The organism is Glaciecola sp. 33A (assembly GCF_002836745.1).
Taxonomy (GTDB): domain Bacteria; phylum Pseudomonadota; class Gammaproteobacteria; order Enterobacterales; family Alteromonadaceae; genus Glaciecola.
In genome coordinates this window covers 210,213-235,225 of sequence record NZ_PJAR01000043.1, presented here as the reverse complement: position 1 = coordinate 235,225, position 25,013 = coordinate 210,213, and the positions used below count along the sequence as shown (strand labels likewise).

General features: G+C 40.9%; 25 protein-coding genes. 11 read left to right on the top strand and 14 right to left on the bottom strand.

Annotated features, from left to right (window positions below; all coding sequences use genetic code 11):
• Positions 1–10: 10 nt before the first annotated feature.
• The 6 genes from CXF81_RS15385 to tatA form a co-directional block, all read right to left on the bottom strand.
• Positions 11–1,930 carry a diguanylate cyclase gene (locus tag CXF81_RS15385; protein WP_101182225.1) on the bottom strand — a complete coding sequence of 640 codons (1,920 nt, stop codon included), beginning with the start codon at positions 1,928–1,930 and terminating at the stop codon, positions 11–13.
• The gene (locus CXF81_RS15380) at positions 1,927–3,834 is read right to left on the bottom strand and encodes a diguanylate cyclase (RefSeq protein WP_101182224.1); all 1,908 of its coding nucleotides are present in this window, start codon (positions 3,832–3,834) and stop codon (positions 1,927–1,929) included. The genes CXF81_RS15385 and CXF81_RS15380 overlap by 4 nt, the downstream gene beginning before the upstream one ends.
• Positions 3,834–4,631: a TatD family hydrolase gene (locus CXF81_RS15375; RefSeq protein ID WP_101182223.1), complete on the bottom strand. Its 798-nt coding sequence runs from the start codon at positions 4,629–4,631 to the stop codon at positions 3,834–3,836. Before CXF81_RS15375 ends, CXF81_RS15380 begins: the two co-directional genes overlap by 1 nt.
• Positions 4,632–4,710: 79 nt before the next feature.
• Positions 4,711–5,520, bottom strand: coding sequence for a twin-arginine translocase subunit TatC (gene tatC, locus CXF81_RS15370; RefSeq protein WP_101182222.1), 810 nt, complete (start codon positions 5,518–5,520; stop codon positions 4,711–4,713).
• A complete protein-coding gene (tatB, locus tag CXF81_RS15365; RefSeq protein ID WP_101182221.1) occupies positions 5,504–5,821 on the bottom strand; it encodes a Sec-independent protein translocase protein TatB in 318 nt (105 codons plus the stop codon). Before tatB ends, tatC begins: the two co-directional genes overlap by 17 nt.
• A 3-nt stretch (positions 5,822–5,824) precedes the next feature.
• Positions 5,825–6,082, bottom strand: a complete 258-nt coding sequence (tatA, locus tag CXF81_RS15360; protein WP_101182220.1) for a twin-arginine translocase TatA/TatE family subunit — start codon at positions 6,080–6,082, stop codon at positions 5,825–5,827.
• 223 nt (positions 6,083–6,305) lie between these two features.
• On the opposite strand from tatA, the gene CXF81_RS15355 reads away from it, so the two are divergent.
• Positions 6,306–7,403 carry a hypothetical protein gene (locus tag CXF81_RS15355; RefSeq protein WP_232771957.1) on the top strand — a complete coding sequence of 366 codons (1,098 nt, stop codon included), beginning with the start codon at positions 6,306–6,308 and terminating at the stop codon, positions 7,401–7,403.
• 202 nt (positions 7,404–7,605) lie between these two features.
• Here the strand turns inward: CXF81_RS15355 and erpA are convergent, their stop codons facing one another.
• Positions 7,606–7,950, bottom strand: coding sequence for an iron-sulfur cluster insertion protein ErpA (gene erpA / locus CXF81_RS15350; protein WP_101182218.1), 345 nt, complete (start codon positions 7,948–7,950; stop codon positions 7,606–7,608).
• Positions 7,951–8,031: 81 nt separating this feature from the next.
• Positions 8,032–8,742 (bottom strand): DUF6776 family protein, encoded by a 711-nt coding sequence (locus tag CXF81_RS15345; protein ID WP_101182217.1) that lies wholly within the window; start codon positions 8,740–8,742, stop codon positions 8,032–8,034.
• A 138-nt stretch (positions 8,743–8,880) separates the two neighbouring features.
• Here CXF81_RS15345 and CXF81_RS15340 point away from each other — a divergent pair, with 138 nt between their 5' ends.
• A complete protein-coding gene (locus CXF81_RS15340; protein WP_101182216.1) occupies positions 8,881–10,587 on the top strand; it encodes a chloride channel protein in 1,707 nt (568 codons plus the stop codon).
• An 18-nt stretch (positions 10,588–10,605) separates the two neighbouring features.
• Complete coding sequence (locus CXF81_RS15335) at positions 10,606–11,034, top strand: CopD family protein (RefSeq protein WP_101182215.1); 429 nt, start codon at positions 10,606–10,608, stop codon at positions 11,032–11,034.
• 140 nt (positions 11,035–11,174) lie between these two features.
• Here the strand turns inward: CXF81_RS15335 and CXF81_RS15330 are convergent, their stop codons facing one another.
• A complete protein-coding gene (locus CXF81_RS15330) occupies positions 11,175–11,810 on the bottom strand; it encodes a UPF0149 family protein (protein WP_101182214.1) in 636 nt (211 codons plus the stop codon).
• Positions 11,811–11,915: 105 nt separating this feature from the next.
• Between CXF81_RS15330 and CXF81_RS15325 the strand changes: the two genes are divergently transcribed.
• Positions 11,916–13,121, top strand: coding sequence for an Nramp family divalent metal transporter (locus tag CXF81_RS15325; RefSeq protein WP_101182213.1), 1,206 nt, complete (start codon positions 11,916–11,918; stop codon positions 13,119–13,121).
• Here CXF81_RS15325 and CXF81_RS15320 read toward each other — a convergent pair.
• Both CXF81_RS15320 and gpmI read right to left on the bottom strand, forming a co-directional pair.
• Entirely contained in the window at positions 13,113–14,264 is a 1,152-nt protein-coding gene (locus CXF81_RS15320) for a murein hydrolase activator EnvC (protein WP_101182212.1), read from the bottom strand. The two genes, CXF81_RS15325 and CXF81_RS15320, sit on opposite strands and share 9 nt — an antisense overlap.
• 23 nt (positions 14,265–14,287) lie before the next feature.
• A complete protein-coding gene (gpmI, locus tag CXF81_RS15315) occupies positions 14,288–15,823 on the bottom strand; it encodes a 2,3-bisphosphoglycerate-independent phosphoglycerate mutase (RefSeq protein ID WP_101182211.1) in 1,536 nt (511 codons plus the stop codon).
• Between the two features lie 281 nt (positions 15,824–16,104).
• On the opposite strand from gpmI, the gene CXF81_RS15310 reads away from it, so the two are divergent.
• The 5 genes from CXF81_RS15310 (at position 16,105) to CXF81_RS15290 (ending at position 19,005) form a co-directional block, all read left to right on the top strand.
• Positions 16,105–16,539: a rhodanese-like domain-containing protein gene (locus CXF81_RS15310; RefSeq protein WP_101182210.1), complete on the top strand. Its 435-nt coding sequence runs from the start codon at positions 16,105–16,107 to the stop codon at positions 16,537–16,539.
• A gap of 14 nt (positions 16,540–16,553) precedes the next feature.
• A complete protein-coding gene (grxC, locus tag CXF81_RS15305) occupies positions 16,554–16,811 on the top strand; it encodes a glutaredoxin 3 (protein ID WP_101182209.1) in 258 nt (85 codons plus the stop codon).
• 133 nt (positions 16,812–16,944) lie between these two features.
• Positions 16,945–17,457 (top strand): protein-export chaperone SecB, encoded by a 513-nt coding sequence (gene secB, locus CXF81_RS15300; RefSeq protein ID WP_101182208.1) that lies wholly within the window; start codon positions 16,945–16,947, stop codon positions 17,455–17,457.
• A gap of 6 nt (positions 17,458–17,463) precedes the next feature.
• Complete coding sequence (gene gpsA, locus CXF81_RS15295) at positions 17,464–18,486, top strand: NAD(P)H-dependent glycerol-3-phosphate dehydrogenase (protein ID WP_101182207.1); 1,023 nt, start codon at positions 17,464–17,466, stop codon at positions 18,484–18,486.
• Between the two features lie 45 nt (positions 18,487–18,531).
• The gene (locus tag CXF81_RS15290; RefSeq protein WP_101182206.1) at positions 18,532–19,005 is read left to right on the top strand and encodes a tRNA (cytidine(34)-2'-O)-methyltransferase; all 474 of its coding nucleotides are present in this window, start codon (positions 18,532–18,534) and stop codon (positions 19,003–19,005) included.
• A gap of 29 nt (positions 19,006–19,034) precedes the next feature.
• Here CXF81_RS15290 and CXF81_RS15285 read toward each other — a convergent pair whose 3' ends face one another.
• The 3 genes from CXF81_RS15285 to CXF81_RS15275 are packed head-to-tail and all read right to left on the bottom strand — an operon-like array spanning position 19,035 to position 22,250.
• The gene (locus tag CXF81_RS15285) at positions 19,035–20,063 is read right to left on the bottom strand and encodes an alpha/beta fold hydrolase (RefSeq protein WP_101182205.1); all 1,029 of its coding nucleotides are present in this window, start codon (positions 20,061–20,063) and stop codon (positions 19,035–19,037) included.
• Between the two features lie 7 nt (positions 20,064–20,070).
• Positions 20,071–21,564, bottom strand: coding sequence for an ATP-binding protein (locus CXF81_RS15280; protein ID WP_101182204.1), 1,494 nt, complete (start codon positions 21,562–21,564; stop codon positions 20,071–20,073).
• Positions 21,564–22,250, bottom strand: a complete 687-nt coding sequence (locus CXF81_RS15275; RefSeq protein ID WP_101182203.1) for a response regulator transcription factor — start codon at positions 22,248–22,250, stop codon at positions 21,564–21,566. The genes CXF81_RS15280 and CXF81_RS15275 overlap by 1 nt, the downstream gene beginning before the upstream one ends.
• 282 nt (positions 22,251–22,532) lie before the next feature.
• On the opposite strand from CXF81_RS15275, the gene CXF81_RS15270 reads away from it, so the two are divergent.
• Both CXF81_RS15270 and argC read left to right on the top strand, forming a co-directional pair.
• Positions 22,533–23,336 (top strand): Spy/CpxP family protein refolding chaperone, encoded by an 804-nt coding sequence (locus CXF81_RS15270; RefSeq protein WP_101182202.1) that lies wholly within the window; start codon positions 22,533–22,535, stop codon positions 23,334–23,336.
• A 662-nt stretch (positions 23,337–23,998) separates the two neighbouring features.
• Positions 23,999–25,012 (top strand): N-acetyl-gamma-glutamyl-phosphate reductase, encoded by a 1,014-nt coding sequence (gene argC / locus CXF81_RS15260; protein WP_101182200.1) that lies wholly within the window; start codon positions 23,999–24,001, stop codon positions 25,010–25,012.
• The last annotated feature ends 1 nt before the right edge of the window (position 25,013 follow it).

The window sequence follows — 25,013 nt, the reverse complement described above, 5'->3', positions numbered from 1 at the left end:
TATTAATATTTTAAAATACACCAGACATCACTCGATTTCGTCCGGCCTCTTTTGCTTTGTATAATAACTTGTCGGCAAATGCGTTTAGCAGTTCAGATTCAGAATCTGACGAAATAACTCGCGTAGCAACACCAATACTGACGGTAAACTTAATCATCTCGCCTTCGCAATTTAGCTGACTAGCTTCGGTCATAGCACGAACACTTTCCATCAACAGTGCGGCCCCTTCTAAATCGGTATTTGGTAAAATAACCACAAACTCTTCGCCACCATAGCGACAAATTGTATCAGAAGGACGCTTAATACATTCCTTAAGGATAGCAGTAAAATGCTTCAATGCCTCGTCACCGCATTGATGACCATAGGTATCATTAACCGATTTAAAATCGTCAATATCTAACATCGCTATGGCAAGCGGGGTTTTTTCTCGGCGGCTTCTTCGAGCTTCAGCTAACACGCTTTTATCATATAGTCTTCTGTTGGCAACACCAGTCAGGGCGTCGATAGCGCTTTTGCGTTCAAGTTCATGATTTGCTTCATTAAGCTCTCGAATCGCAATTTCTAGCTCATAGGTTCTTGCGTCTACAGCGTATTCAAGACGCTCTTTTGTTTCTATCTGCAGGCGCATCAATTCTTTCTTTGCTTGCATCGCTTTTTGTTTGTTTTCTCTGGCTTTTATATGTGCCTGCTTGGCAGCGATACGTTGCGCGTTAAATCGCATTGCTAGTCCTAGAGCCATTAAAAGAGTTTCCATAGTGGCTCCAACCATCATTAGATAAGTGAGGTCGAGTTTTACACTTATCCAACCTAAGCTGTCTGCCAATACAAAGAAACTACTTAACGACAATGAACACCAAGCTGCTATCAAATATTTAGCAATTGAGTTTCCTTTAAACGCAATATAAATAGTTGACGAAAATATGACAAACATTACCATTAAGACCATGGGTACTAAAATTGTAACCATAGCGCTGAAAGGCAGAATAAACATGCAAAAAATATAGACAACGATCACAATGCGAATAGCTCTATAGAGGTTGTACAGAGGGTAAAAATCACTTTTTATATCGAGTAACTTAGCTGTAAAATGACTCAAGAAAAACACCATGGAAGAAGCAAAAAACGGGGTTGAATACTGCTGAAAAAGAATACTTTCAGGCCACAAGAACCGATAAGCTATTCCTTGACTGCTTGCTAAGGTAACAGCTACACAAATCACATAACCGGCGTACAACAAAGTGATTATATTTCGGGATGTCACAAACAGGAATAAATTAAGCAGCGCCATCGCAGCCATAAAACCATAAAAAATACCAATGAAGACTCTATGCGAGGCGATATATTGAATATATTCCTTTTCTGTCCACAATTTGATAGGGACATTAATAACCCCTTGAGTTTCAACACGTAGGAAGAGTGACAGAGTCGAAGCACTATCTGGGATAGCAAAGATGAATTGATCGTGGGCTATTTCTCGGTGCATGAAAGCAAAATCGTCGCCGCTTTTAGATTGACTTAGGATCACGGGTTGTTCATGAGTTTTGTCAACAAACCAAATATCTACAAAATCCAAATTTGCGAAGGAGACTTCGATCAAACGCTGGTCTGTAGCCGCATTGCTCGGTATTTGGACCATAAACCAATGTGGTTTTGGCGATATCCCAAAGTTACTATGCTCAATGGATTCCCATTCAGAATCAGCTAAATACATAATTTTGTGAATATCATCAGTGTCAGTTGATGCTATATGTAATTTAGCTTTTTTATTTATCAGCGGACCTTCACCCTGCCCTGACGAATTGGAAATCAAACTGAAAAGGACAATTCCAAGCAACATAATAAGCAAGGCAACCCACAAACCATTACGATTAAATGCTGTTGCCGCGTCTAGATTGACTTCATTAATTATGTTGCTGCTTTTATTGTTCACTGCAAGCTACCCGACTTAATACAATTTCGACCCGCTTCCTTGGCTTGGTACAAGAGTTTGTCAGCAAATGCCAACATTTTGTCCCACTCATTATCTGCAACAATAACACTCGATGTTACCCCAGCACTAACCGTAAACTTAATGCGCTGTCCTTGGGTTTCGACGACTAAACTGTGCACTGCTAGCCTGAATTTTTCAAGTACCTTGTTTGCACCATCAATGGTGGTGTCAGGAAGTAAAATAACGAATTCTTCTCCACCGTAGCGCGACAGCGAATCACCGGGCCGCTTTATGATTTTCTTGAGCGCATTTGCGAAGGCTATCAGGCAATCATCTCCGCATTGATGACCGTAACTGTCGTTGACATTTTTGAAATTATCGATATCGAGTAAGGCGACCGCAAGTGGTTGCTTTTCTCGTCTGCTTCTGGCGGCTTCAGCAACAATATGTTTTTCAAAAAAACGCCTGTTAGTTAACCCTGTCAGCGTATCGGTTTCACTCATCCCTTGTAACTCATCATGTACTTTGGACAAGCCCGCTAAGGCCCCTTCAAATTCTTGGGTACGCGACATAACTTGTTCTTCAAGACTAATTTGCGCCTGTTTTTGTAATGCAAGCACGTCATCTTGTGCCCGCATTGCATGTAATTCGTTCTCTGTAGCTTCACGGTGGGCTTTTTTTACTTCGCGGCGCTGCACACTGTAGCTAGTTGCGACAGCAAGCGCCAACAGCAGTGTTTCAGTGATTGCACCGACCATCAATAAATAACTGGAATCGATAGGTAAATTGATCCAATGAAAATTATCAGCCGACGCGGTGAGTCCAGAAAAAAGCAGGACAACCCACGCTGCACTGAAAAATTTGGCAATATCACTGCCTTTCACCGCTAAAGTTAAGCTAACAAGCAATATCACAGGAATAGAAAACAGCAGCAACAGCAGTAGTAGCTTAATCATGATTGCATATGCAACAAAAAGCGAGCAAACAGTACCTAAGGCATAGATGATGAAAAAAACCTTAAATACCAAGTAATATTTTGGGCTTTGCGTTTTCAGCTCTAAAATTTGTGATGAAAATAAAAGGACAAAGCTCATCATCGTAAAAGCAAAAATCGCGGCGGCTCGTTCTTCAAACCAAGGACTTTGTGGCCAAATAAAGCGGTAACCAAGGCCATGAATGGCACCGATCAGTAAGCCGAAGGAGAAAACATAAGCAGCGTAATAAATAAACGAGACATTGCGGGTTGTTACAAACAAAAACAGAGCAATAATCCCCATGGCCAACATATAGCCAAAGAATAATCCCATAAAGAGACGATGTGATGCGGTGTAAACAATATAGTCTTGCTTATACCAAAGCTTCAGAGGTGCTTTCACCGGACCATCAGATTGCAACCTTAGCAGCAATTGAATACCCTCAGGTGCATCTGGTAGTGGGATTAAAAACTTATCATGAATAATGGGGCGCTCTGAGAACTTGAGGCCATCGCCTAAATTGAAATACTCAACAATACGGTAATCGCTGTCACTGTTGGGATGATAGTCGCTGTTGTCATTTTTGCGCCGAAACCATAACTGAATACTATCTATCATTGCATAGTCAACTTCCAAAACTTGGCTGTTTTGTGTATTTGGAAGGTCAACCTTCAGCCATTGTGAAGCATCCGTTAATCCAAAGTTCTGATTGTTATTTTTAACCCAGACGGCACTTTCAATCTGATCGATAGTATTAATTGTTTGTTCATTTAACAGATCTGCAAAATGATAGATTGGTTGTTCCAAAGCGTGCTTTTCGATATCCCGCCCTAAGGAAGTAACCATATAAAGCATGAGCGCAGTAAATCCGGCGACTAAAACAGCAAGCCAATAGGAATTGTAGGATAGCCCTCGCTCTGCGTTGCTCATCAAATAACAGCTAGACCAAATGCTTTATATGTATTTTCAAGCGATACCTCTGAAAGTAGCTCGACATCTATACCTTTTAAATCAGCAACTTTATTAGCGACATGCGGTAAAAAACAAGGTTCATTATTTTTTGCTCTTGGTTTCACATTTTTTGGGAACAAATAAGGAGCATCTGTTTCAAGCAACAACCTGTCGAGTGGCAAATATTTTATTGCTTCCTGCAAATCAATGCCTCTATTGTCATCACAAACCCAGCCTGTGATACCAATATAGCAACCAAGCTCCAAGTAGGCCTCCATTTGCCTAGTCGACCCTGTAAAACAGTGCACAATTGCGTTTGGGATACTGGGTAAATATTCTTTCAATAAACGAATTTGCTGCTCAAAAGCATCACGTTCATGCAAATAAATCGTTTTGTTGCACTGGGCAGCACACACCAACTGAGCTTCAAAGGCACTCAACTGATTTTCTTGTGTTGAAAAGTTTCGATTGAAATCCAATCCACATTCACCAATTGCAACCATGTTATTATCGGACGCAAGTTGATTTAATTGAATAACGATGTCAGCAGAAAAGCCATCTGCATGATGAGGATGAACGCCTGCCGTATAAACCAATTGTTGAAAGCCGACACGATCATTGTGATTTTGCACAAATGCTTGAGCAGCTAGCGTTTCTTCGAGGTTTGAACTGATGACGCAAAGCTGATCGACTGACTGCTCAGCAGCCCTTGCAATGACGTCGGCTGCACAAAAGCGTCGATCGAGTAAATTGACGCCAATGTCAAACCAATGCATTACTTCACTCTCTTCACTCTAACGCTTTGCCTACAGTCACATTTAGACAGGTAAAATGCACTAATAAAGGAAATCATCATTAGGATTTAGTCTCATTTTCTTGATTATCGTGTTTCTGTCTGCCAGTAGAGCCATCGTATTCAGTATCGTCAGCATTAATGTCGTCTTGTTGATTTGCATCTTTGGTGTACCAACTGCCGACAACGACTCCCACCTCAAACAAAAACCACATTGGGATCGCCAACAATACTTGCGAAATAACATCTGGTGGGGTTAACAACATGCCAACCACAAATGCGGCAACAATGACGTGAGACCGCTTTTTGCGTAATTGTTCTGGCGTTGTCATTCCGGTCCAACACATCAAAATAATCGCAACTGGGATTTCAAAAGCAACGCCAAATGCGAAAAATATTTTTAATACAAAGCTAAGATATTCAGAGATATCAGGGCTAATGAGCACATCATCGGGCGCTACCGCGCTGAAAAAACTAAACGCGAGTGGAAACACAACGAAATAAGCAAAGGCAATTCCACTGTAAAACAATAAGGTACTGGACAATAATAAAGGCGCGACTAGCTTTTTTTCATTTCGATACAAGCCTGGTGCTATAAAGCCCCATATTTGATACAAAACATAAGGAATAGCAATAAAAAAGGACAGCACCATGGTTAATTTAAACGGTGCAAAGAATGGCGACGCGACACTCGTTGCAATCATTGATGCCCCCTCAGGAATAGTGGCAACCAGTGGAGCAGCTAAAATACCGTACAAATCCTGAGCCCAATAGGCTAAGAGCATAAAAATAATTAACACCGACGAAAGTGCTTTTAGTACGCGAGTTCGCAACTCAACGAGGTGACTTATAAGACTACTTTGGCTCGTCATCTTGCTTTTTCTTGTAGGGTTCTTGAACGGATAATGCAGCTTGCTTCAACTCTTCCACACTCTGGGCAACTTCAGGACTGACTTTATCAAGTCCCATTGTCTCTGCTTTTTTAAGGTTTTCGTGCAGTTCATGAACACGTAATTGCTCTTCAATCTCAGTTTTGAAACCTGAAGCCATGTTTTTCATATTACGCATTGTTTTCACAGTTGAGCGAATTGCGCCCGGCAAACGCTCAGGACCGAGTATAAGCAAAGCTACTATGCCAATGATGAAAAGTTCCCAAAAACTAATATCGAACATGCTCTACTCTTTCGTAGTGGTCTTAGTTTCGGTTGGTTTTACCGTTTTGTCGCTATCGCTTTTGTGTTCAACGGATTCAAAATCTGCATCTGACTTATCAGCCTCTTTTTTATCGGTATCGGTATCGTCATCACTCAACGCTTTCTTAAAACCTTTGAGCGCTGAGCCTAAATCACCACCGACATTGCGTAATTTTTTTGTACCAAATAGTAAAACAACTATTAGCAGTATGACAATAATACTCCAAACACTAGGACCCATTAGTAAATCTCCATTGTTAAAATTTTATTGTTTTGCTACCTTCTATAAATCAAAGATGCATCAACATGAGCATTTAGAACTAAGATGCAAAACGGAATTCTTAAATGCATTATACGTTGCTTTTAACAAATATCACGGGCTTTCATTAACTTGTTTTTATACTCACGTTTTATAGCAAGAATTTGCACACATTTGTTTACTATTTTATGCGTGGTTAAATGACGTGATTGATTCTTCAATAGCACTCAAAAATGAGCGTTACCGCAGGGTAAGGTCTTTTTTGTGCCTACTGATTTTAAGCCTGCTCAATGCTAATTTTTCGTTTGCTATCGAAGCAAAAAAAACAGAAATACTTTTCACAAAAACGTTTATACAAGAACAACCGAAGGTTGAAACACCAAGTTCAACAACAAATACCGACAACGTTGCCGCAGAAGAACTTGAGTTGGAGACCTCAGAGTTCAATTATTGCGGTGGTCAACCTTGGCTCGACGATTGGTATTGTCACTTCAATTATGGCGTTGAAAACTCAATAATAGAAGTCAATAGATGGTTTGTGACTGACTACCCAATAATATCTAAGCGAGCTCAAGCATCCGGTAAGTTACGTTTTGGATGGGAGCCTCGTAGCGGCGATTTAAGCCAATTTGACTTTCGTTTTAAAATCCGCGTAAAACTCCCAGCGTTGCAAGACAGGTTAGAATTATTACTCTCAGATGATGAAGAAGATGCAAATCAACAGGCCGTTAAAGCAGCTCGTAGTCAACAATTAGGTAGTGATGACCAGGCTACAGTAGCCCTCCAATTTAAAAATAAACCGGACTCGAAAATTGCCTATCGGATTGGCCTAGGCCGTGGTTCTCAAATTTATACTCGAGCAAGATACAGTGACAAATTTGACGTAAATGAACGTAACAGAATTAACTTTTCTGCCGAGGCAAATTACTACACTGAAGACCAATTGGGCGTCGAAACTAGAATATCTTTAATCCATACATTATCGAAAAATACAGCGATTGAACTCGACAATACATTTCGCTACCGCGATAAAACAGAAGATCTTTTCTGGCGGCATGAGATCCAATATTTATTCTTAAAGGATGGTAAAACCAGTTATTTATTTAGCGCCATGGTTGATGGTTCAAATAAACCGTCATATCGCGAAGAACAAGTGCTTGTAAGTATGAGGTACAAAAGAAATGTATTGCGAAGTTGGCTATATTTAGAGGTCGAGCCATATGTAATTTGGTTGCGAGAAGAAAATTTCAGAACATCATTTGGGGTAGCGATTAGAGCGGAAGTCCATTTTCCTCATTACTAAAAGGTATGGAGGTCTGTTTCTTGTGCTTGTTTATTCTGACTGGCTGATTGATTGATAAAGAAAACAAGTTGGATACTGCAGAATAGCCGAACGCTATACGCAAGGACAACCAATCAAGCGGGCAAAACAAGCTGAATCTTTAAAGGTTAACAAGTTTATTTGTTTCCAGTTGAGTTCAGGCTTGTTTAACTTTGCTATTCAACTACATACTAAAGCTTGCGCCGCAACCACATGTGGTTGATGCATTTGGATTGTTCACGAAAAATCTTGAACCTTCCAAACCTTCAGTGTAATCGACGATACCGCCAACAAGATATTGCAGACTCATTGGATCAATAACCAAGGTCACAGTTTCTTTTTCGATGGTCATATCACCTTCGTTTATTTTTTCGTCAAACGTAAAACCATACTGAAAACCTGAACAACCGCCACCGGTTACATACACGCGGAGTTTCAGTTCAGGATTTTCTTCTTCAACAATTAACGTTTTCACTTTTTTTGCCGCAGCTTCAGAAAACTCAATTGGCAATGTCATTTCTTCGGACATAATATTCCCCTGGTAAAAACGTATGTGGCTCATAAATAAACTAGCTAGATTATCTAATACCTGAGTAATTTAATCAAGTATTCAATCAGATTCACTAAACGCTTCGTCCCACTCGATCGTGCTAGCATACGAACCACGTTTTCTTTTGTACTTGTAGATATCTGTTTTGATTTGAATTTGTTCAGGAATAAAATCTTCAGGTAACGTAACTCTCAACTCCAGAACTTGAAAATATTTAAATGAAAAAGCCATTTTTTCGGTTTTATCATCCAGTAGTTCTTTCAAATCATAGTTAATCGGAACTGTATTTTGACTTCCCTGTAGCGTTAAATTTAGTGTGCCTTTAATAATCGCCTTGATATTTTCTCGCTGCAACATCATTACCGATATAGCGTAATTATTAGCGCTTACCGTGGATACAATTTCAACACTTTCAACCACAAAACCGTCTTGCGTTAATTCAGGCGCCATGACTTTTTGATAAAAGCTTATTTGCTCGCGAAGTTCAGCATCCTTACGCATAAATTCTTTATACGACAATTGTGCCTGTTCATTAGCAATACTGGCCACTTCAAGCTCTACTTTTTTTACATTTAACTCAGAATTAAGAGCTTGGTTTTCAGAGCTTAAATTATCAATACTACTTTGCATGACGTCAATTTTGGCAGACAAAAGATAATTCTTTTTATCCGCAAACTCATGCCCAGCATAAAATAGACAAGCAAGCACAAAAACCATTGCTAAGTAGTATTTAACGAAACCAAGTTGGCTGCGCAGTTCGTTTAATTTCAATGAATTCTCCATGATCCAAGGCATTGTTATTGATAAATAACCAATATATGAGCAACTACAACCGAATCACAGATGGCAAGCGAGTGCTCAAAGCGCTATGATAGTCTTAATTCTAAATAGTATAAACCCAAACCCAATATGTTTCTGCACTCGCTGAGACGAGAAGTCTCGCATCCAAGGACATCGATTCAATTATGCTTGCTAGGCATAGCTGCCGGCGTGTGTGCGGCAACAGTCATTATTATATTTAGATTAACGTTTGAATTCATACAAAAACTACTTCTTGGTGGTGTAGCGCAGTACGCTGGAGTTGAGAGTAAATATTTACTTTTCCTGCCTATTTCGGCGATTATTTGCGTCATTATCGTTGCTAAGTTTACCGGTTTTAAGCATTATAGGATGGGGATCCCATTTGTTATACATCGCATCAAAACACACTACGGACACATTCCATTTCGCACGTCAATCAATCAGTTTTTTGGCGGCATATTTTCCTTGGCGGGCGGTTTTGTGGTTGGCAAAGAAGGTCCTACCGTGCATTTGGCTGCAGCAGCCAGCCACTTTCTAGGCCAATGGTTTAGGCTACCCTACAATAGTTTACGAATTTTAACGGGTTGTGGAATAGCAGCTGGTGTCTCGGCGGTATTTAATACGCCTTTCGCCGCCGTTATTTTTGTGATGGAAGTCGTTTTGCGTCAATACCGAGTGCATGTTTTTATTCCCATTATGCTCGCTGCTGGGTGCGGTTCGGTGTTAACTCGCATTGTGTTTGGTAATGAAAATGAACTGATATTTCTGACTTTTCATGTCATAAGCAACGTTTTACTGCCCTACCTCGTCTTATTTGGTATTGCGTTGGGTCTGTTAGCGGCGTTATTTAACAAACAACTCATGCTAGTAATCAGCGCGTTTCGCCATGTCAATATGATTACTCGCTTGCTACTAGCTGGAGCAATTACGGGTATCGTTGGCTACTTTATGCCACAAGCATTGGGTGCTGAATTCGTTGCCATAGAAACATTATTCGCTAACAACCCACAATTCAACTTTTTATTATTGCTATTTGCATTAAAATTCATTCTTGCAGTGCTCGCCATTGGTTTAGGTGTTCCTGGCGGAATTATTGGTGCAGTCATGGTTATTGGTATGTTGGCTGGCGTTATATTATTACAGCCGCTTTACAGTATAAGCGGTGAAACAGAAATGACATCGACGTTTGCTTTGCTCGGCTTAGCTGGCATGCTAGCTGCGGTTTTGCACGCTCCAATGGCAGCGCTGTCTGCCGTTATGGAGTTATCCGCAAGTTCACACGTCATACTGCCCGCAATTATTGTGATTGTGAGTGCCTATGTGACTAGCAAGCAACTGTGTAACAATCGTTCAATTTTTATTCAGCAACTCGAATTTCAGAACTTACCTTACACAACATCTTCGATTCGTGACGCGTTGCAAGAAACCGGTGTTATGGCTATTATGCAGACAGAATTCAAACACTTTATTGATGCTCCCAAACAAGCCTTGTATAAATATTTACAGGTGAATCCTAGTCACCTAGTGGTACAAGAACATATATTTGAAATCGACAGAGAGTATCAAATAGTATCAATGGACGTCAGTTTGCAGGAGGGTGTTTTGCCACTGGCTATTCACTCGATGGAAGGCTTGAGTGACCAATCCACTATGGCCGAGGTTTACGAAACATTGCATAAAAAGCGACAGGGAGCAGTTTATATCTATGAGGAGCTTTATTTTAATGCGCATGTAATTGAACATGGTAAACCCAAGCTAATAGGTATTATTACTTGGAATATGTTACACAGTTATTTATTTAGACAACAACATTAAGAGCAGAAGGTAGTAGTGATGAGTATTTTGTGGTTAAAAGCTTTCCATGTATTTTTTATGATTGCCTGGATGGCTGGTATTTTCTATTTGCCTAGATTGTTTGTATACCATGCAGCAAGTAAGCATCAGGAAACTAAAGACCAATTCAAAATAATGGAACGTCGTCTTTGGTTTTTTGTAACCCCATTTGCCTTATTGACACTTATATTAGGAATATTGATCGTGTATCAATATGGCCTTGAGTGGTTCAAGGCATCGGTTTGGTTGCACGTAAAACTAACTGTAGTGGCGCTTTTTTACGCATATCATGTTTACTTGTATTACTTAGTTAAGATGTTTGCAGCAGATAAAAACACGAAAAGCCCGCTTTTCTATAGGATCATCAATGAGCTTCCAGTATTAGCCTTACTTGCTATTGTACTCTTGTCAATTTTAAAGCCTTTTTAAAGCCTTTTGCTGCAGATAGGCGAATTTAACGACAAAGCTATTTTTTATATTACAACTAACGATAGTTCGGATTACTATTTTCAGCACCGTAGTATTGCAGCAAATCAGCGCCGAATCTTGGCCTACTTTTAATTAACAAGCTAAACTGGTGTTTGCACAAAAGTCTCAAACTGATTCGGCAAGTAACTTGCAAGCTCCCCAGAAATTGAAACATAAGTATTAAACGCATCAGGCAGTGATGGCGCTATTGATGACAGTTTATTCTCAAAATCCATTTGCCCTCGCTTCTTCGCTTGCTCGATCGCAAGCTCAACATCTGCAAATGTGCTAAACATGCCTAAACTGTGTTTCAGCTTTTTGGCCAACACCGGCGCATTATTAGGACTTTTATCTTGCATTAATTGCCACGCATTTTGCCACACTGGCTCCATACTTGAATGGGCAGTAAGCAGGCCTTGCAACCATTGCGACAGCGGAGAGCTTACACCCCACTTATCGCTATCATCTTCAAAAACACCGTAATTTGGTATACTTTGAGCGTTGTCTTTCATCTGCTGCAGGCAATACTTAAAGTAGTCAAACAATACATCTGTAATCACATCAGCTTGTTGATTATTTTGCATCTGACCATGATGTTTGATGGCCCATGGCAACCAGACATCTGGCATCGGTATTTCGGGTGAAACACCCGCACCAAATATTATGCCTTCGACGTAATATCGTGAATGCAAAACATCGACGATATCTGAGTTTTGATAAATTAGCAGTAGATCCATGATTAATGTAAAGACTTAAATTTGCGAATTCGAACAATGCAATAGATGATAAAGGGAATTCCAAGCGAATAACAACTAAAAAACATGTTTTGGGGAAGGTTACACATGAAATCAGGAAAAACAGGCCTTGTCATTGCTGCAGCATTTATTGGTCCCGGAACAGTAACAACCGCTTCCATGGCCGGTGCAAGCCTCGGATACGGACTTGTCTGGGCGCTTTGCTTTTCAATTCTTGCTACTTACATTCTGCAAGAAATGGCCTCTCGGCTGGGCTTAGTTAGCGGCAAAGGCTTGTCCGAAGCCATCGTGAATATTAGTCAAAATAATCTTATCAAGTGGTTTAGCATCATTCTTGTTTGTACCGCTATTGGAGTAGGTAATGCCGCATATGAAGGTGGTAATTTAACCGGTGCAGCACTTGGCTTGGCGAATGTATTACCCGGTAGCATAATCGTGTGGGTTTTTATTTTAGGCGCTATTGCTTTTGTTCTACTGCTCAGTAATCGCTATCATTTGCTTGAAAAAGTGCTCATTGGCTTAGTCACTTTAATGAGCGTTGTATTTGTTACTATTATGCTAATTGCGGGTGTCGACACGACCGCATTAATGAGTGGTTTATCTGACCTAGGATTGTCCGACACATCGTTATTACTTGCTATTATTGGCACCACGATTGTCCCTTATAATTTATTTCTTCACGCCGGCTTAAGTGCAAAACAGTCGCTTGAGGCAACCCTTTCTGAATCTGAGATTAGTGCTCATCTGCCGGCACACAAGCAACAGTTATTTGCATCCATTGGACTGGGAGGTATCGTTACCTTTGCTATTATGTCCTGTGCTGCTAATGCTTTTTACTTAACTGATAACGTGCTTTCCCCAGGTAATATTGCCTCACAACTAGAGCCTATTTTGGGTGATTACGCAAACCTGTTTTTTGCTCTTGGTTTGTTTTCTGCCGGTTTAACCAGTGCAATAACAGCCCCATTGGCTGCAGGGTACGCCATTTGTGGTTTATTTGGATGGCAACCTACACTTCAGGCGAAGGAGTTCAAACTGGTTTGCATCGCCATATTATTGTGTGGTGTGTTAATAGCAACTTCAGGCTTTAAACCCTTGGCCGTTATCGTTTTAGCTCAAGCCTCTAATGCTCTATTATTGCCAATTTCGGTATTATTTTTACTCTATGTTATGAATCAAAAGAAAATAATGAAGGCGCATACAAATACACTGTTTAGTAATCTTGTTGCTGGCTGCATACTCATTGTCATTACTGTACTGGGCGGTAACACGCTCTCAAGCCTACTATTTTAGCCAGCTTTTAGGGTTAAGTGCTTTGCCTTTGTGGCGAATTTCAAAGTACAAACCTGAGCTCATTTGACCACCGCTACTGCCCACTAAGCCGATCGTTTCGCCCTGTAAGACAGAGTCTCCTGGCTGTTTCAACAATGCTTGGTTACGTCCATATACAGTCATGTATCCCTCGCCATGATCGACTATCGTTACCAAGCCAAATCCCTTTAGCCAGTCTGCATAGAGTACTTTACCATCATACACAGCCCGCACCGGTGAGCCTTCGCTACTATTAACCACAATGCCTTTCCAGAGAACTTGTCCTTGCCTTCTTTTACCGAATAGTTGTTGAATTTGTCCAGAGGCGGGACGCGTTAGTTTACCTTTCGATGGCGCTAACCCAACCAACACCACATCTTCATCTCTTATTCTACTTCTGGCATCAATTTCAGCTTGTTCAATAGCATTCATTAAAGCACGTTCTTCCTGTTGAAGCTGCGCAACTCTAACCGTGTCTGACTTGATCTGTCGGTCCAATTGTTTCAATTTCTGATGACGCGATGTTTGTTGTTCTCTTAATTGACTACTTTGTTGTTTTTGCGCCACCAACAATCCTTCCAAGCGTTCAGTCTTATCCACTAACTTTATGTTTAATTGCTCAAGCTCAAACACAAGGGCTCTAAATTTACCAATTTCGTCCTGACGCGCTTTATTCAGATAATTATAATAGGTAAGGGTTCGCTCAAATCGACCAGCATCGTCTTGATTAAAAAACATCTTTGCAAAATCGTAGTTACCTGCCATAAAAGCCGATTTAAGCTGACCTGCTAGTTGTTTTTGTTGATCTTTAATCACATTTGAAATTCGTGACTTTTCGCCTTCAAGTTTGATTTTTTCGCTGCGTGTTGTCTTTAATGATGTATCAGTTTGATTTAATTGTGTTGCGGTTTTAGCAATTTCAAGTTCAGCAAGTTTAAGTTCTTGCTGTAAACGCTCAGACGACTTGAGCTTAGTGTCGAGTTGTGCTTGCGTTTGTTTTATCTTTTCTTGAATAGTGGCTAAGTCGGCATCTTGCGCAAGTGCCTGTGGAACAGGCAAAATAAGCCCGGCAGCTAACAGATAACTGCTTAGACCATACACTATTTTTTTTAAGCTCAACTTCATTCCATTGCCTTTAAAGAAACAGATTAGCTGGTTTTCAGCGTCATAATGGTTTTACCCGTCATTTCAGCTGGTTGTTGCATGCCCATCAAATGCAACATTGTTGGCGCTACATCACTAAGTGTACCACCGCTTCTTGGCGTCGCGTCGCGGCCGACGTAAATAAATGGCATCGGCTCACTCGTGTGCGCTGTGTGTGATACACCGGTTTCAGGGTCGACCATTTGCTCTGCGTTACCGTGATCGGCTGTAATCAAACACTCTGCGCCAACTTCTTTTAAAGCGTTAATAATGCGACCAATGCAGTGATCAACTGCTTCACACGCTTGAATGGCAGCGTCTAACTTACCGGTGTGACCGACCATATCGCCATTTGGGTAGTTACAAATAATCACATCGAATTCTCGTGATTTTATTGCTGCTACTAGTTCATCAGTGAGCTTCTCTGAGTTCATTTCTGGCTGCAAATCGTAAGTTGCTACGTCTGGTGAAGGGATCAGAATACGTTTTTCACCAGGATATTCGTCTTCTTTGCCGCCGCTATAGAAAAAAGTAACATGCGCAAATTTTTCAGTTTCGCTAATGCGAAGTTGAGTCTTATCATTTTTAGCCAACCAATCGCCCATGACATTAACCAACGGTGTTGGTGGATATGCGCATGGAACAGGCAAATTAGATTCATATTCTGTCAGCATCATAAATTCTGTATGCATCACTTTACTACGCTCAAAGCCACTAAAATCAGCGTCAACCATCGCATGCGATATTGCGCGTGCTCGGTCAGCTCTAAAATTCATAAATAAAATGGCATCACCGTCCTCAACACCTTCATAACCGCCTATTACGGACGCTTTTACGAATTCATCGTTTTCATCACGCGAGTAAGCCGCTGCAAGTGCATCAGAGGCAGTAGCATATGAATAAGCAGCTTGCGCTGAAACAATCAAATCATAGGCTTGTTGAACCCGATCCCAGCGATTGTCACGATCCATCGCAAAGTAACGTCCGACAATACTAGCAACTTGACCAACACCTAACTCAGCAAATACTTTCTCTGCCACTTTAATTGACGACGCAGCGCTTCTTGGTGGTGTGTCTCTGCCATCCGTGAATCCATGCAGATAAATTTTCTTTGCGCCTTTCTCGGCGGCTAATGTTGCGGCAGCAAATAGGTGTTCTTCATGCGAATGAACGCCCCCTGACGACAGTAACCCCATAATATGAACGGCTTTGCCTGCAGCAACAGCCTTATCTATGGTAGCCACAATAACCGGATTGCTTTTAAAGCTGCCGTCGCTAATCGCTTGGGTGATTTTGCTAAAATCTTGGTAAACAACACGACCTGCGCCGAGATTGACGTGGCCTACTTCTGAATTTCCCATTTGACCATCAGGTAGCCCTACATCGATTCCTGACCCTGAGATTAACGTACTTGGTCGGTTTGCAAATAAGTCATCTAACACAGGAGTATTGGCCAACGCGATGGCATTGTTGGTCGTTTCTTCTCGATATCCCCAACCATCTAATATGATAAGAGCTAATGTTGTTTTAGTGTTTGCCATGATTAACCTTGAAATTTGATGTAACAAAAAGAGAATAAACCCAAGGCTCAAGTTATCAATAAAACGTCGTGTTATAAACTGTTTATGCTTATTTTTATGTCCATTTCCACAATTCGTTGTCAATAACAGAGAATTTTGTTGCGTAAAACCGTTCTTATACCCGTACTTAGGGTATTCAAGTTAAAAAGAATTACACATGAAACCGCTTAAATGCTGGTTTCTGTCCTTTTTTTCTATATACTTTGCCAACTTGAACCAGTAACAGGATGACAGAGTTTTTTATGGACCAAATAATAGAGTTTGCTACCAGTTCGACATTGATTTCAATTTTATCAATCTCTTGGGTAGTGATAGTAGGACTTATCATTTATTCCTATGTTGGTGCGGCATTGTCCCCAATTAAAGAGCTGTCCACGCATGAAGCTACTTTGTTAATGAACAGAGAAGACGCGATTGTGCTAGACACTCGCGCAACAAATGAATTCAAAGCAGGACATATCTTAGGTTCTAAGCAAATAAAAGCTGAAGAGCTAAAAAACGGAAACTTCGCTAAGCTTGAAAACTCGAAAGATAAGCCCATTATTGTAGTATGCGCAATGGGAGCAACAGCGAAAAAGACAGCTGCTCAGATGCTAAAAGTGGGCTTTGAAAAAGTCACCGTTTTAAAGGGCGGAATGAACGCATGGCAATCAGCCAGCCTTCCCGTCTCCAAATAAGAGAATAGTTAAACATGCAAAAAGTAGAGTTATTTACCAGAGGTTTTTGTCCATATTGCACTCGAGCCAAATCTCTGTTAGGCCAGAAAGGTATCACGTTTACTGATTATGAAATTGACAAAAATCCAGAATTACGTCCTGTCATGATTGAACGTGCGCAGGGAAAAACATCTGTTCCACAGATTTTTATTGGCGAAACACATGTAGGCGGCTGTGATGAGTTATTCGCATTAGAGTCAGCTGGTAAGCTTGACGCCGTTTTGAACGCTTAATCAGGAGCGACTAAGCAAGATATGGGCATTTGTTCATTGAGTGCTAAATCACACAATTTAAAAGGTTATGGACCCATAGCCTTTTTTTATTTTCAAACAATATAACGATAAGAAATATCGATAGGAATAATTCATGGCCGAAGACAACAACACACCAGTGGCACCAGAACCAGAACAGGCTCAACAAGGCGCACAATTTAGCGTTCAACGCATCTACACTAGAGATATTTCGTTTGAGACGCCTAACAGTCCTAGCATTTTCCAAAAAGAGTGGAAGCCAGAAGTAAAGCTTGATATCGATACACGCACAAACGAAATTGAAGCTAATTTATATGAAGTTGTCTTATCAGTAACTGTGACTGCAATGCTTGGCGAAGACACCGCATTTTTATGTGAAGTTCAGCAAGCTGGTATTTTTGCCTTGGGCGAAATGCCCGATCAAAATAAAGCACACACTTTGGGTTCATTCTGCCCGAACATGCTTTTTCCATATGCTCGTGAAGCTGTTTCAAACTTAGTTAATCGTGGTACTTTCCCACCACTTAACTTGGCACCTGTAAACTTCGACGCCATTTTTGCAGCTTACATGCAAAAACGGGCTGAGCAAGCCGGCGCAACTGACGCACCACAACAGCTTGATTCATAATAACTAGTGAAGCAAGCAACGGATAACAAATTCGAGTCAGGCATAGCCGTAATTGGTGCTGGTTCATACGGCACTGCGCTAGCGTTTGTTTTGGCTCGAAATGGTAATCCAACAGTACTGTGGGGACGTGATAAACAACACGTTTCTGCAATGCGCAAGACTCGTCGTAATAATAAGTACCTGCCAAATGCAATATTCCCCGATGCGCTTTTAGTCTCCTCCAATCTAAAACAAACACTGCAAAGCGCAAGAGATGTGCTTGTTGTTGTCCCTAGTCATGCATTTAAAGAAAGTCTACAGGCTATTAAGCCGTATCTAACTGAGCAACATAGATTAATTTGGGCAACCAAAGGCCTAGAACCTGGTACTGGGAGAATATTGCAAGAAGTTGCTTTTGACGTACTTGGTGACACTATTCCTTTCGCTGTCGTCTCGGGTCCAACATTTGCTAAAGAAATGGTTGCAGGCCTACCCACAGCCATTACGTTGTCTTCGACTAACGCAAAGCTTTGTGGATCGTTTTCACAAAAACTGCATTGCTCCAAAGGGTTTCGTGTTTATAAAAACGATGATTTAATTGGCGTTCAATTAGGTGGAGCGGTTAAAAACGTCATTGCAATCGGTGCTGGTTTAGCTGATGGTTTAGGTTTTGGTGCTAACGCACGTATCGCCTTAATCACCCGTGGACTGGCTGAGATGAGCAGGCTCGGCTTGGCAATCGGGGCAAAACAAGAAACCTTTATGGGCATGGCCGGTTTAGGCGATTTAGTGTTAACTTGCACCGATAACCAATCTAGGAATCGACGCTTTGGTTTAGCTTTAGGTCAAGGCATGTCGGTCGATGCAGCAATACACAGCATTGGCCAAGTAGTTGAAGGCTATCGTAACACCGAAGAAGTAAGATTACTTTCAAAAGCCAACTGCATAGAAATGCCAATTTGCGAACAAATATATCAAGTATTGTATAAAGGCAAGCCAGCAACAGAAGCTGCTGTTGCGTTATTAAGCCGCGAACAAACCCAAGAATAGTCACCGCACTGACATATTAACGATAATGGTAGGTAACATAAATTCATGTTTCATATTGCTCTTTTCGAACCACAAATTGCGCCAAACACAGGTAACGCTATCAGACTATGCTCGAATAATGGTTGTCATTTGCATCTTATCGAGCCGTTGGGTTTCAGTATGGAAGAGAAGCAACTAAGGAGGGCATCCCTCGATTATCGTGACCTTGCTAACGTAACCATTCATAAAAATTATAATGCGTTTTTGCAAGAAATAGGGGACAGAAGAATTTTTGCATTAACCACCAAAGGTTCAATTCCACATGACGAACCCACTTATCAAGCAGGTGATGTTCTGTTATTCGGCTCAGAGACCTCGGGCTTACCTGACGATATTCGCAACGCTTTTGCCCCAAGCAGGCGTATAAGGATCCCGATGTTAGCGAATGCCCGTAGCCTAAACCTGTCCAACTCAATCGCGATTGTAAGTTACGAAGCATGGCGTCAACTTGGTTTTGGTATGCCAGATATAGATTTGTAAAGAAGCCTTTAACGTCGATACTAATCCAGTCAGGGTGTTGAAAAGTAGCTTAGGATCTTGGTTAATGCAGGCACCCTAAACTTGTCTTTTTCGAAAAATAATTCGTGCAGCGCTTCTGGGATCAAGGTTGATTCGCAGTCTTTAATATCATTAATTACTTGCTCAATCTCCTCGTTAGCTACAACCGTGTCCGCGCCAGAATATAAAATAATACAAGGCACAGTAATTTTACTGGCCTGCTGGCGTATCTCTTTCATAGCCACTAATGATGCGTAAAGCCACTCATAAGTAACCCCCCCTAATTGCAGTTCAGGCTGCTGTGCATAAGTTTTGCGAAAAATATCATACCTAACCTTACTGCTCATTAAGCGATTTTTATAAAAAGCCGTTGGCATGTAGTCGTCGTGCCCAAAAAAATAGCTGGTCTTTTTTCCTCTAAGCTGGTTAAAAACAACACCAAGTCGAACTAATATAGTCATGATCCATGGCGGAAGCGGAGGCGTGATCCCAAACATAGGTGAACAAAACACGGCTTTGGAAAATAATTTGGGTCTTGCCCTGACAAGCAGCGCTCCCACTGCGCTCCCCATCGAATGACAGAGTAAATGCAATGGCGGGTAAGTTTGTTGCAGCATGATAGCCGGGCCATTAGACTTCTGTTGACTTGCTTTGAGGTACTTATCATCCAGTATCGGAAATAAAACGTTATCAATAATATCATTAAAATCAATTATATACTGATTAAAATCGTTAATATAACCAAGCTGTGGATTTTCTTTTAGCCGCGTAGACAAGCCCTGTCCACGATGGTCATGAATAAATACCGAATGCCCATTTTGATGTAGGTCATAGATCAGTTCAGCGTATTTGGCAGCACATTCAACGCGCCCAGATGAAATAACGATAATTGATTTTGCTTCATTGTGATGAGCATACCGATAGTGCAGTGAAGTACCGTCACTGAGCATCCAGAATCCAGATGCCATATTATGTTCAAACCAAGGCTTGATATAAGTATCAAACTTTTCTGGTAATTCGGTTTCTTTGGTTAACTGCATGCAATCGCTATGAGGTTTTACTGAAAATAGGTAATCGTATTATCACTGATAAGCCCGTTAAAGGCGATTGTTCTGCACAACTTCTTTTACCTTCCTGAATATGGGCTTGGCTAATATCTTTATCAAAGCGCGCTTTAACTTGGATACTGCCGCCATGCATTTCGATCGCAGCTTTCGCAATAGACAAACCAAGTCCAGCTCCTTTACTCACTTCATGTACTTGGTGGCTGCCACGAAAGAATGGGTCAAACACGGTTTTTAATTCCGCAGCAGACATTCCTACTCCGTCATCATTAATGACAATTTCAACAAAGTCTGTAACCAAATTGTGCGCCGCAATGTTGAGTTCACAGTTCACCTCATTGACGGCAAAACGAATTGCATTGCGAAGGATATTTTCAATCGCACTGATCAGTAAAATCATGTCAGCTTTAATGCTAACCTCAGGAATAATGCTCACAAGCAGTGACTTATTCATTGCTTCAGCTTCAAACTGTGCATCCTGTAAGACGTTATTTAACAGCGCTGTCAGCGTCATTTCTTGAAGGTCAACGCGTTGCATAGAGGCGTTTATTTTAGCCAATGTGAGTACCTGTCCAATCATCTGATCCATCTTGACAATTTCGTTTTCAATTCGTGACAAGTGCTTTGCATGCTGACTGTTTATACTGTCTCCAGTCTGCGCGTTGAGCTGGTCCTCTAGCAAGGCGACAGCTAACTGCAAGCGGGTTAATGGAGTGCGTAATTCATGCGATACGTTTGCCATCAACTGTTTTTGGCTGTCAATTAAGCTTTGCAAACGAGTCGCCATTGTATTGAAATCTTCAGCCAAATGGCCCACTTCATCTTTTCTATTTTCAAGACCTTCAATGCGAGTGGTCAAATCACCTTTGGCCAAACGGTTGCTGGCTAACCGCAGGGAACCCAACGGTTTCGTAATACTTAGCACCAGCGCAAAGCAAAATACAGTACTGAGCAAAATAGCTAACGCCAAGCCAGAAATTGCCACTGTAGAACGAGGCCTCATATGTCGTTCCGATCGCAGCAGCAAACGTCCAAAATATATTTTATATTTGGAGCCCTTGAAGATCACTTCATATGGACCCACAAATTCCATATTATTGAGCCTGATAAGTAACGGACTGTCGCTTTCAACGAACGCGTTTAACTCATCGATATTGCGAGATAGAGGAGCAGGAAAACTGGCATTAAGTTGGTTTGTCTTCGTATTTATGGCCACTATGTGAATGCCCTTACGCTGCCCTAGCCTGCGCAATGATTGATTTAAGTTGTTGCTACGCTCAACTACGTTTCTAAAACGTTGCATTATTAACGCAGTCTCAGACTCTTGCTGTTGGCTGACTGCATTTACCTCCAAAACGTCGGTCAATTGCTTGGCTAGGAAAAAAGCACTCAACAAGATAACCAATAATGCAGTCCAAAACCAAATAAAAACGCGACCGAATAAGGAATTAAAAGGGTTAAACTTGGCCAGTCTCATTACACTTCACTCTTAAATATATAACCTGACCCACGCATCGTTTTGATCACGTTTTCAATACCCTGTTGTGATAGCTTTTTGCGTACATTACTCACATGCATATCTAAGCTACGGTCAAACGCACTGAGTCTTCGCCCAAGTATATCCTCACTCAGTTTCTCCTTACTCAACAAGTGGCCGACGTGTCGCATCAATAACATGAGCAGTTGAAACTCAGTGTTAGTCAGATCTAACTCATGCGCCCCTACCATCGCTCTTTGGCTGGCTTCTTCAATTTTGATACCGTGAAAGTCTAAGTGTTGAACTTGATTAAAGCTACTTAGTTCGTCTAATCGACGGGTGAGCGCCTTCATTCGAGCAAGCAGTTCTCGATGATTAAATGGTTTAGCTAAATAGTCATCAGCACCTAACTCTAAACCTAGTATACGATCGTAGTCTTCACCCTTTGCAGTTAACATTATGACCGGCACAACGGAAAAGGTGCGAATTTGCTTCAGGGTTTCAAAACCATCCAATTCCGGCATCATGACGTCAAGTAGCACAACATCAACACTTTGCTCTCGCAACTTCGCAATTGCTGACACTGGACTATTTTCGATGTCCGCAGTAAATCCATTTTGCTGCAAATATTCTGCAAGCATTTGCGTCAATGCGATATCGTCATCAATTATTAATACGTGATACATGTATTCGCCTTAAAGCTATATTTACCGCTGTATATTTACCCCTAGTTAAAGGGCTACCAACTCTTTTGAGCTAAGCATCAAACACACAGTGCCGAGTTTTGTCTATTACTCAGTATAAGCACTCTATAACCTTATCATAAGTGAATTTGCAACAAAGCTCAGAAACCTTTACAAAAGCTTTACATTTGCTTGGCATTTCTTTGCATTCAATGGGCTATTATTTATCTCGATAGTTTGTGTATAGCTAAAATTTATGACCCTATTAATTCGAGAGGAATGGCAATGAAAAAATTATTACTCAGTTTGACCGTCGCAAGTTTATTAAGTGTTAGTGCATATTCAATAAGTGCACACGAAGGAAAACGTCATAGAGATATTGAACGTGAAATAATCACGAATCCTTCGTTAACTCAACAACAAAAAGAAGATATTAAGCAAATATTCAAACAAACGAAGCAGGATTTAGGTATTTATCGCGCCGAACAAGAACAAGTCCGCACCAGTATGCGCGCGCTTCTGCAATCAGGTTCATGGGATCAGGTCGCGGTTACCAACGCAATAGAGCAACAGATGCAACTCACGTTGCAACTTCAGTTGATTAAAGCCAAAAGTAAAAACCAAGTATTCAATCAATTGAGCGCAGAGCAACAAGCTCAATTCATCGCTAATCGTGATGATAAAAAAGGCACAAAAAGGAATGGAAATCCTAAAAGAAACATACAACGTCTAGCTAAAGCGCTCGCTCTTAACAGCGATCAGCAAACTCAGTTAACGGTGATGATGACAAATGATAAAGCTCGACGAGCAACTAACAAAGAGCAAGTTAAAAATATTAGAGCGCAACTGACTCCTATTATTCAAGCTGAAGAATTTGATGATAGTGCATGGTTAGCAGTGCATGCTCAAAATAAACAGCAAAAGCTTGATATGGCGGTGAGCAAGATCAAGTCTCGATTTGATATCTTAAGTCTACTCAACGCGGAACAAGGTGAAAAGTTTGAAAAAATGATGAAAAAATCTGAAAAAGGTAAAAGAAACAACAAACGCGATGATGACAGTAATGAAAACGAATATTTATCAAACTGAGTATGCCAGTTGAATAAAGACCCAAGTAAACGAATTCATTGTTGTTATTCACCGCGATAAGGTGTCGGCTAATTACCGCATGAGGTTGTTGAATACTGAATAAAAATTTTTACTCGATGCCTGTCACTTGTTGTCAGGTATATCTGACTTATCCTCACCAGCACAGAACAGTGCATGCAAAATAAACAAACTAGTCGTTGATCCTATATAAGTCGGATTTGCAGTCTACGCTGGACATCAGTGCAGGGATTTTCAAACGCATTACTGTATTCTTTATATGGTAAACGTAGCTCACATTTAATCACTAAAATACTATTTATAGTTTTAGAAAGCGCAGCCAGGTAAAAATAAATTAATTATTTATACATTTATATTGAATAATTATTCAATTTTGTTACTATCTCGGTACACAACTCGGTGCAAATTTTTTGCTTGAGACCTAAGAGCGTTCGAATTTTTAAGTGACTAATTTAATTCATGATTTTTTGTTACCAATGCCATTGGCTCCTTTTCCTCTCTCTCCTTGCTGTGAGAAAATGTTACGACGACATGATTTTAAGATTGTTGTATAGCAAAACATAGCACTTTCGCCCTTGGCGCAACCAACACTTCTCTGTTGTGCCAGGGTGAGAGAAATTTTATTTTCAAGAAAAGACACCATTATGATTTCAACTTGTATTATTGGCGCCAGTGGTTATACCGGTGCTGAACTAATTAAATTAATTGTTCACCACCCTCTATTTTCATTAGACGCCTGTTATGTGTCCAATGGTAGTGCTGATAGTAATAAGCCGATTGGCTCTGTTCACCCACAATTATCTGCTCAAACGGACCTAGTGACCATCGCCCTAAACCCAGACGACTTGGTTCAAATGGCTGAGAAATTTGATGCTATATTTTTAGCTACTCCACACGAAGCTAGCCACGATTGGGCTGCAGCACTAAGTGGCAAAAAAGCCAAAATATTTGATTTATCTGGTGCATTTAGACTGCAAGACGCACAAGTATTCGAGTCATTTTATGGGTTTAAACATGAACATGCTGACATACTCAGTAATGCAATATACGGATTGGCGGAGTGGCATGCTGATGCAATTAAAACGGCCAACTTTGTAGCTGTACCCGGTTGTTACCCTACCGCATCCTTATTGGCGATCAAGCCAATGACAGAAGCTGACTTTATTGACCCAGCCGTGAGACCGGTTATTAACGCAACTTCAGGTGTAAGCGGGGCTGGCAGAAAGCCATCGATGACCACCAGTTATTATGAAGTAAGCTTGCAAGCATATGGTGTACTAGGACATCGTCATACACCGGAAATTGAAGATTATTGTGGTACGCAAGTTATCTTTACGCCTCACCTAGGGCAATTCAAAAGAGGTATCTTAGCAACAATCACCATGCGATTGCGCGAAGGCGTGAAAACCTCAGATATACAGCAAAGGTATGAACAGCATTATGCCAATCAACCGATGGTTCGTTTGCGTGATTCATGGCCCAAAATTGATGACGTTGCCAATACTTCGTTTTGCGATATTTATTGGAAGTTCGACGAAGACAGCCGCTATTTAGTGGTAAGTTCAGCGATAGATAATTTATTGAAAGGCGCAGCATCACAGGCAATTCAATGCGCAAATTTGGTATTTAATCAGCCAACAGAAACAGGGTTATTGTAAA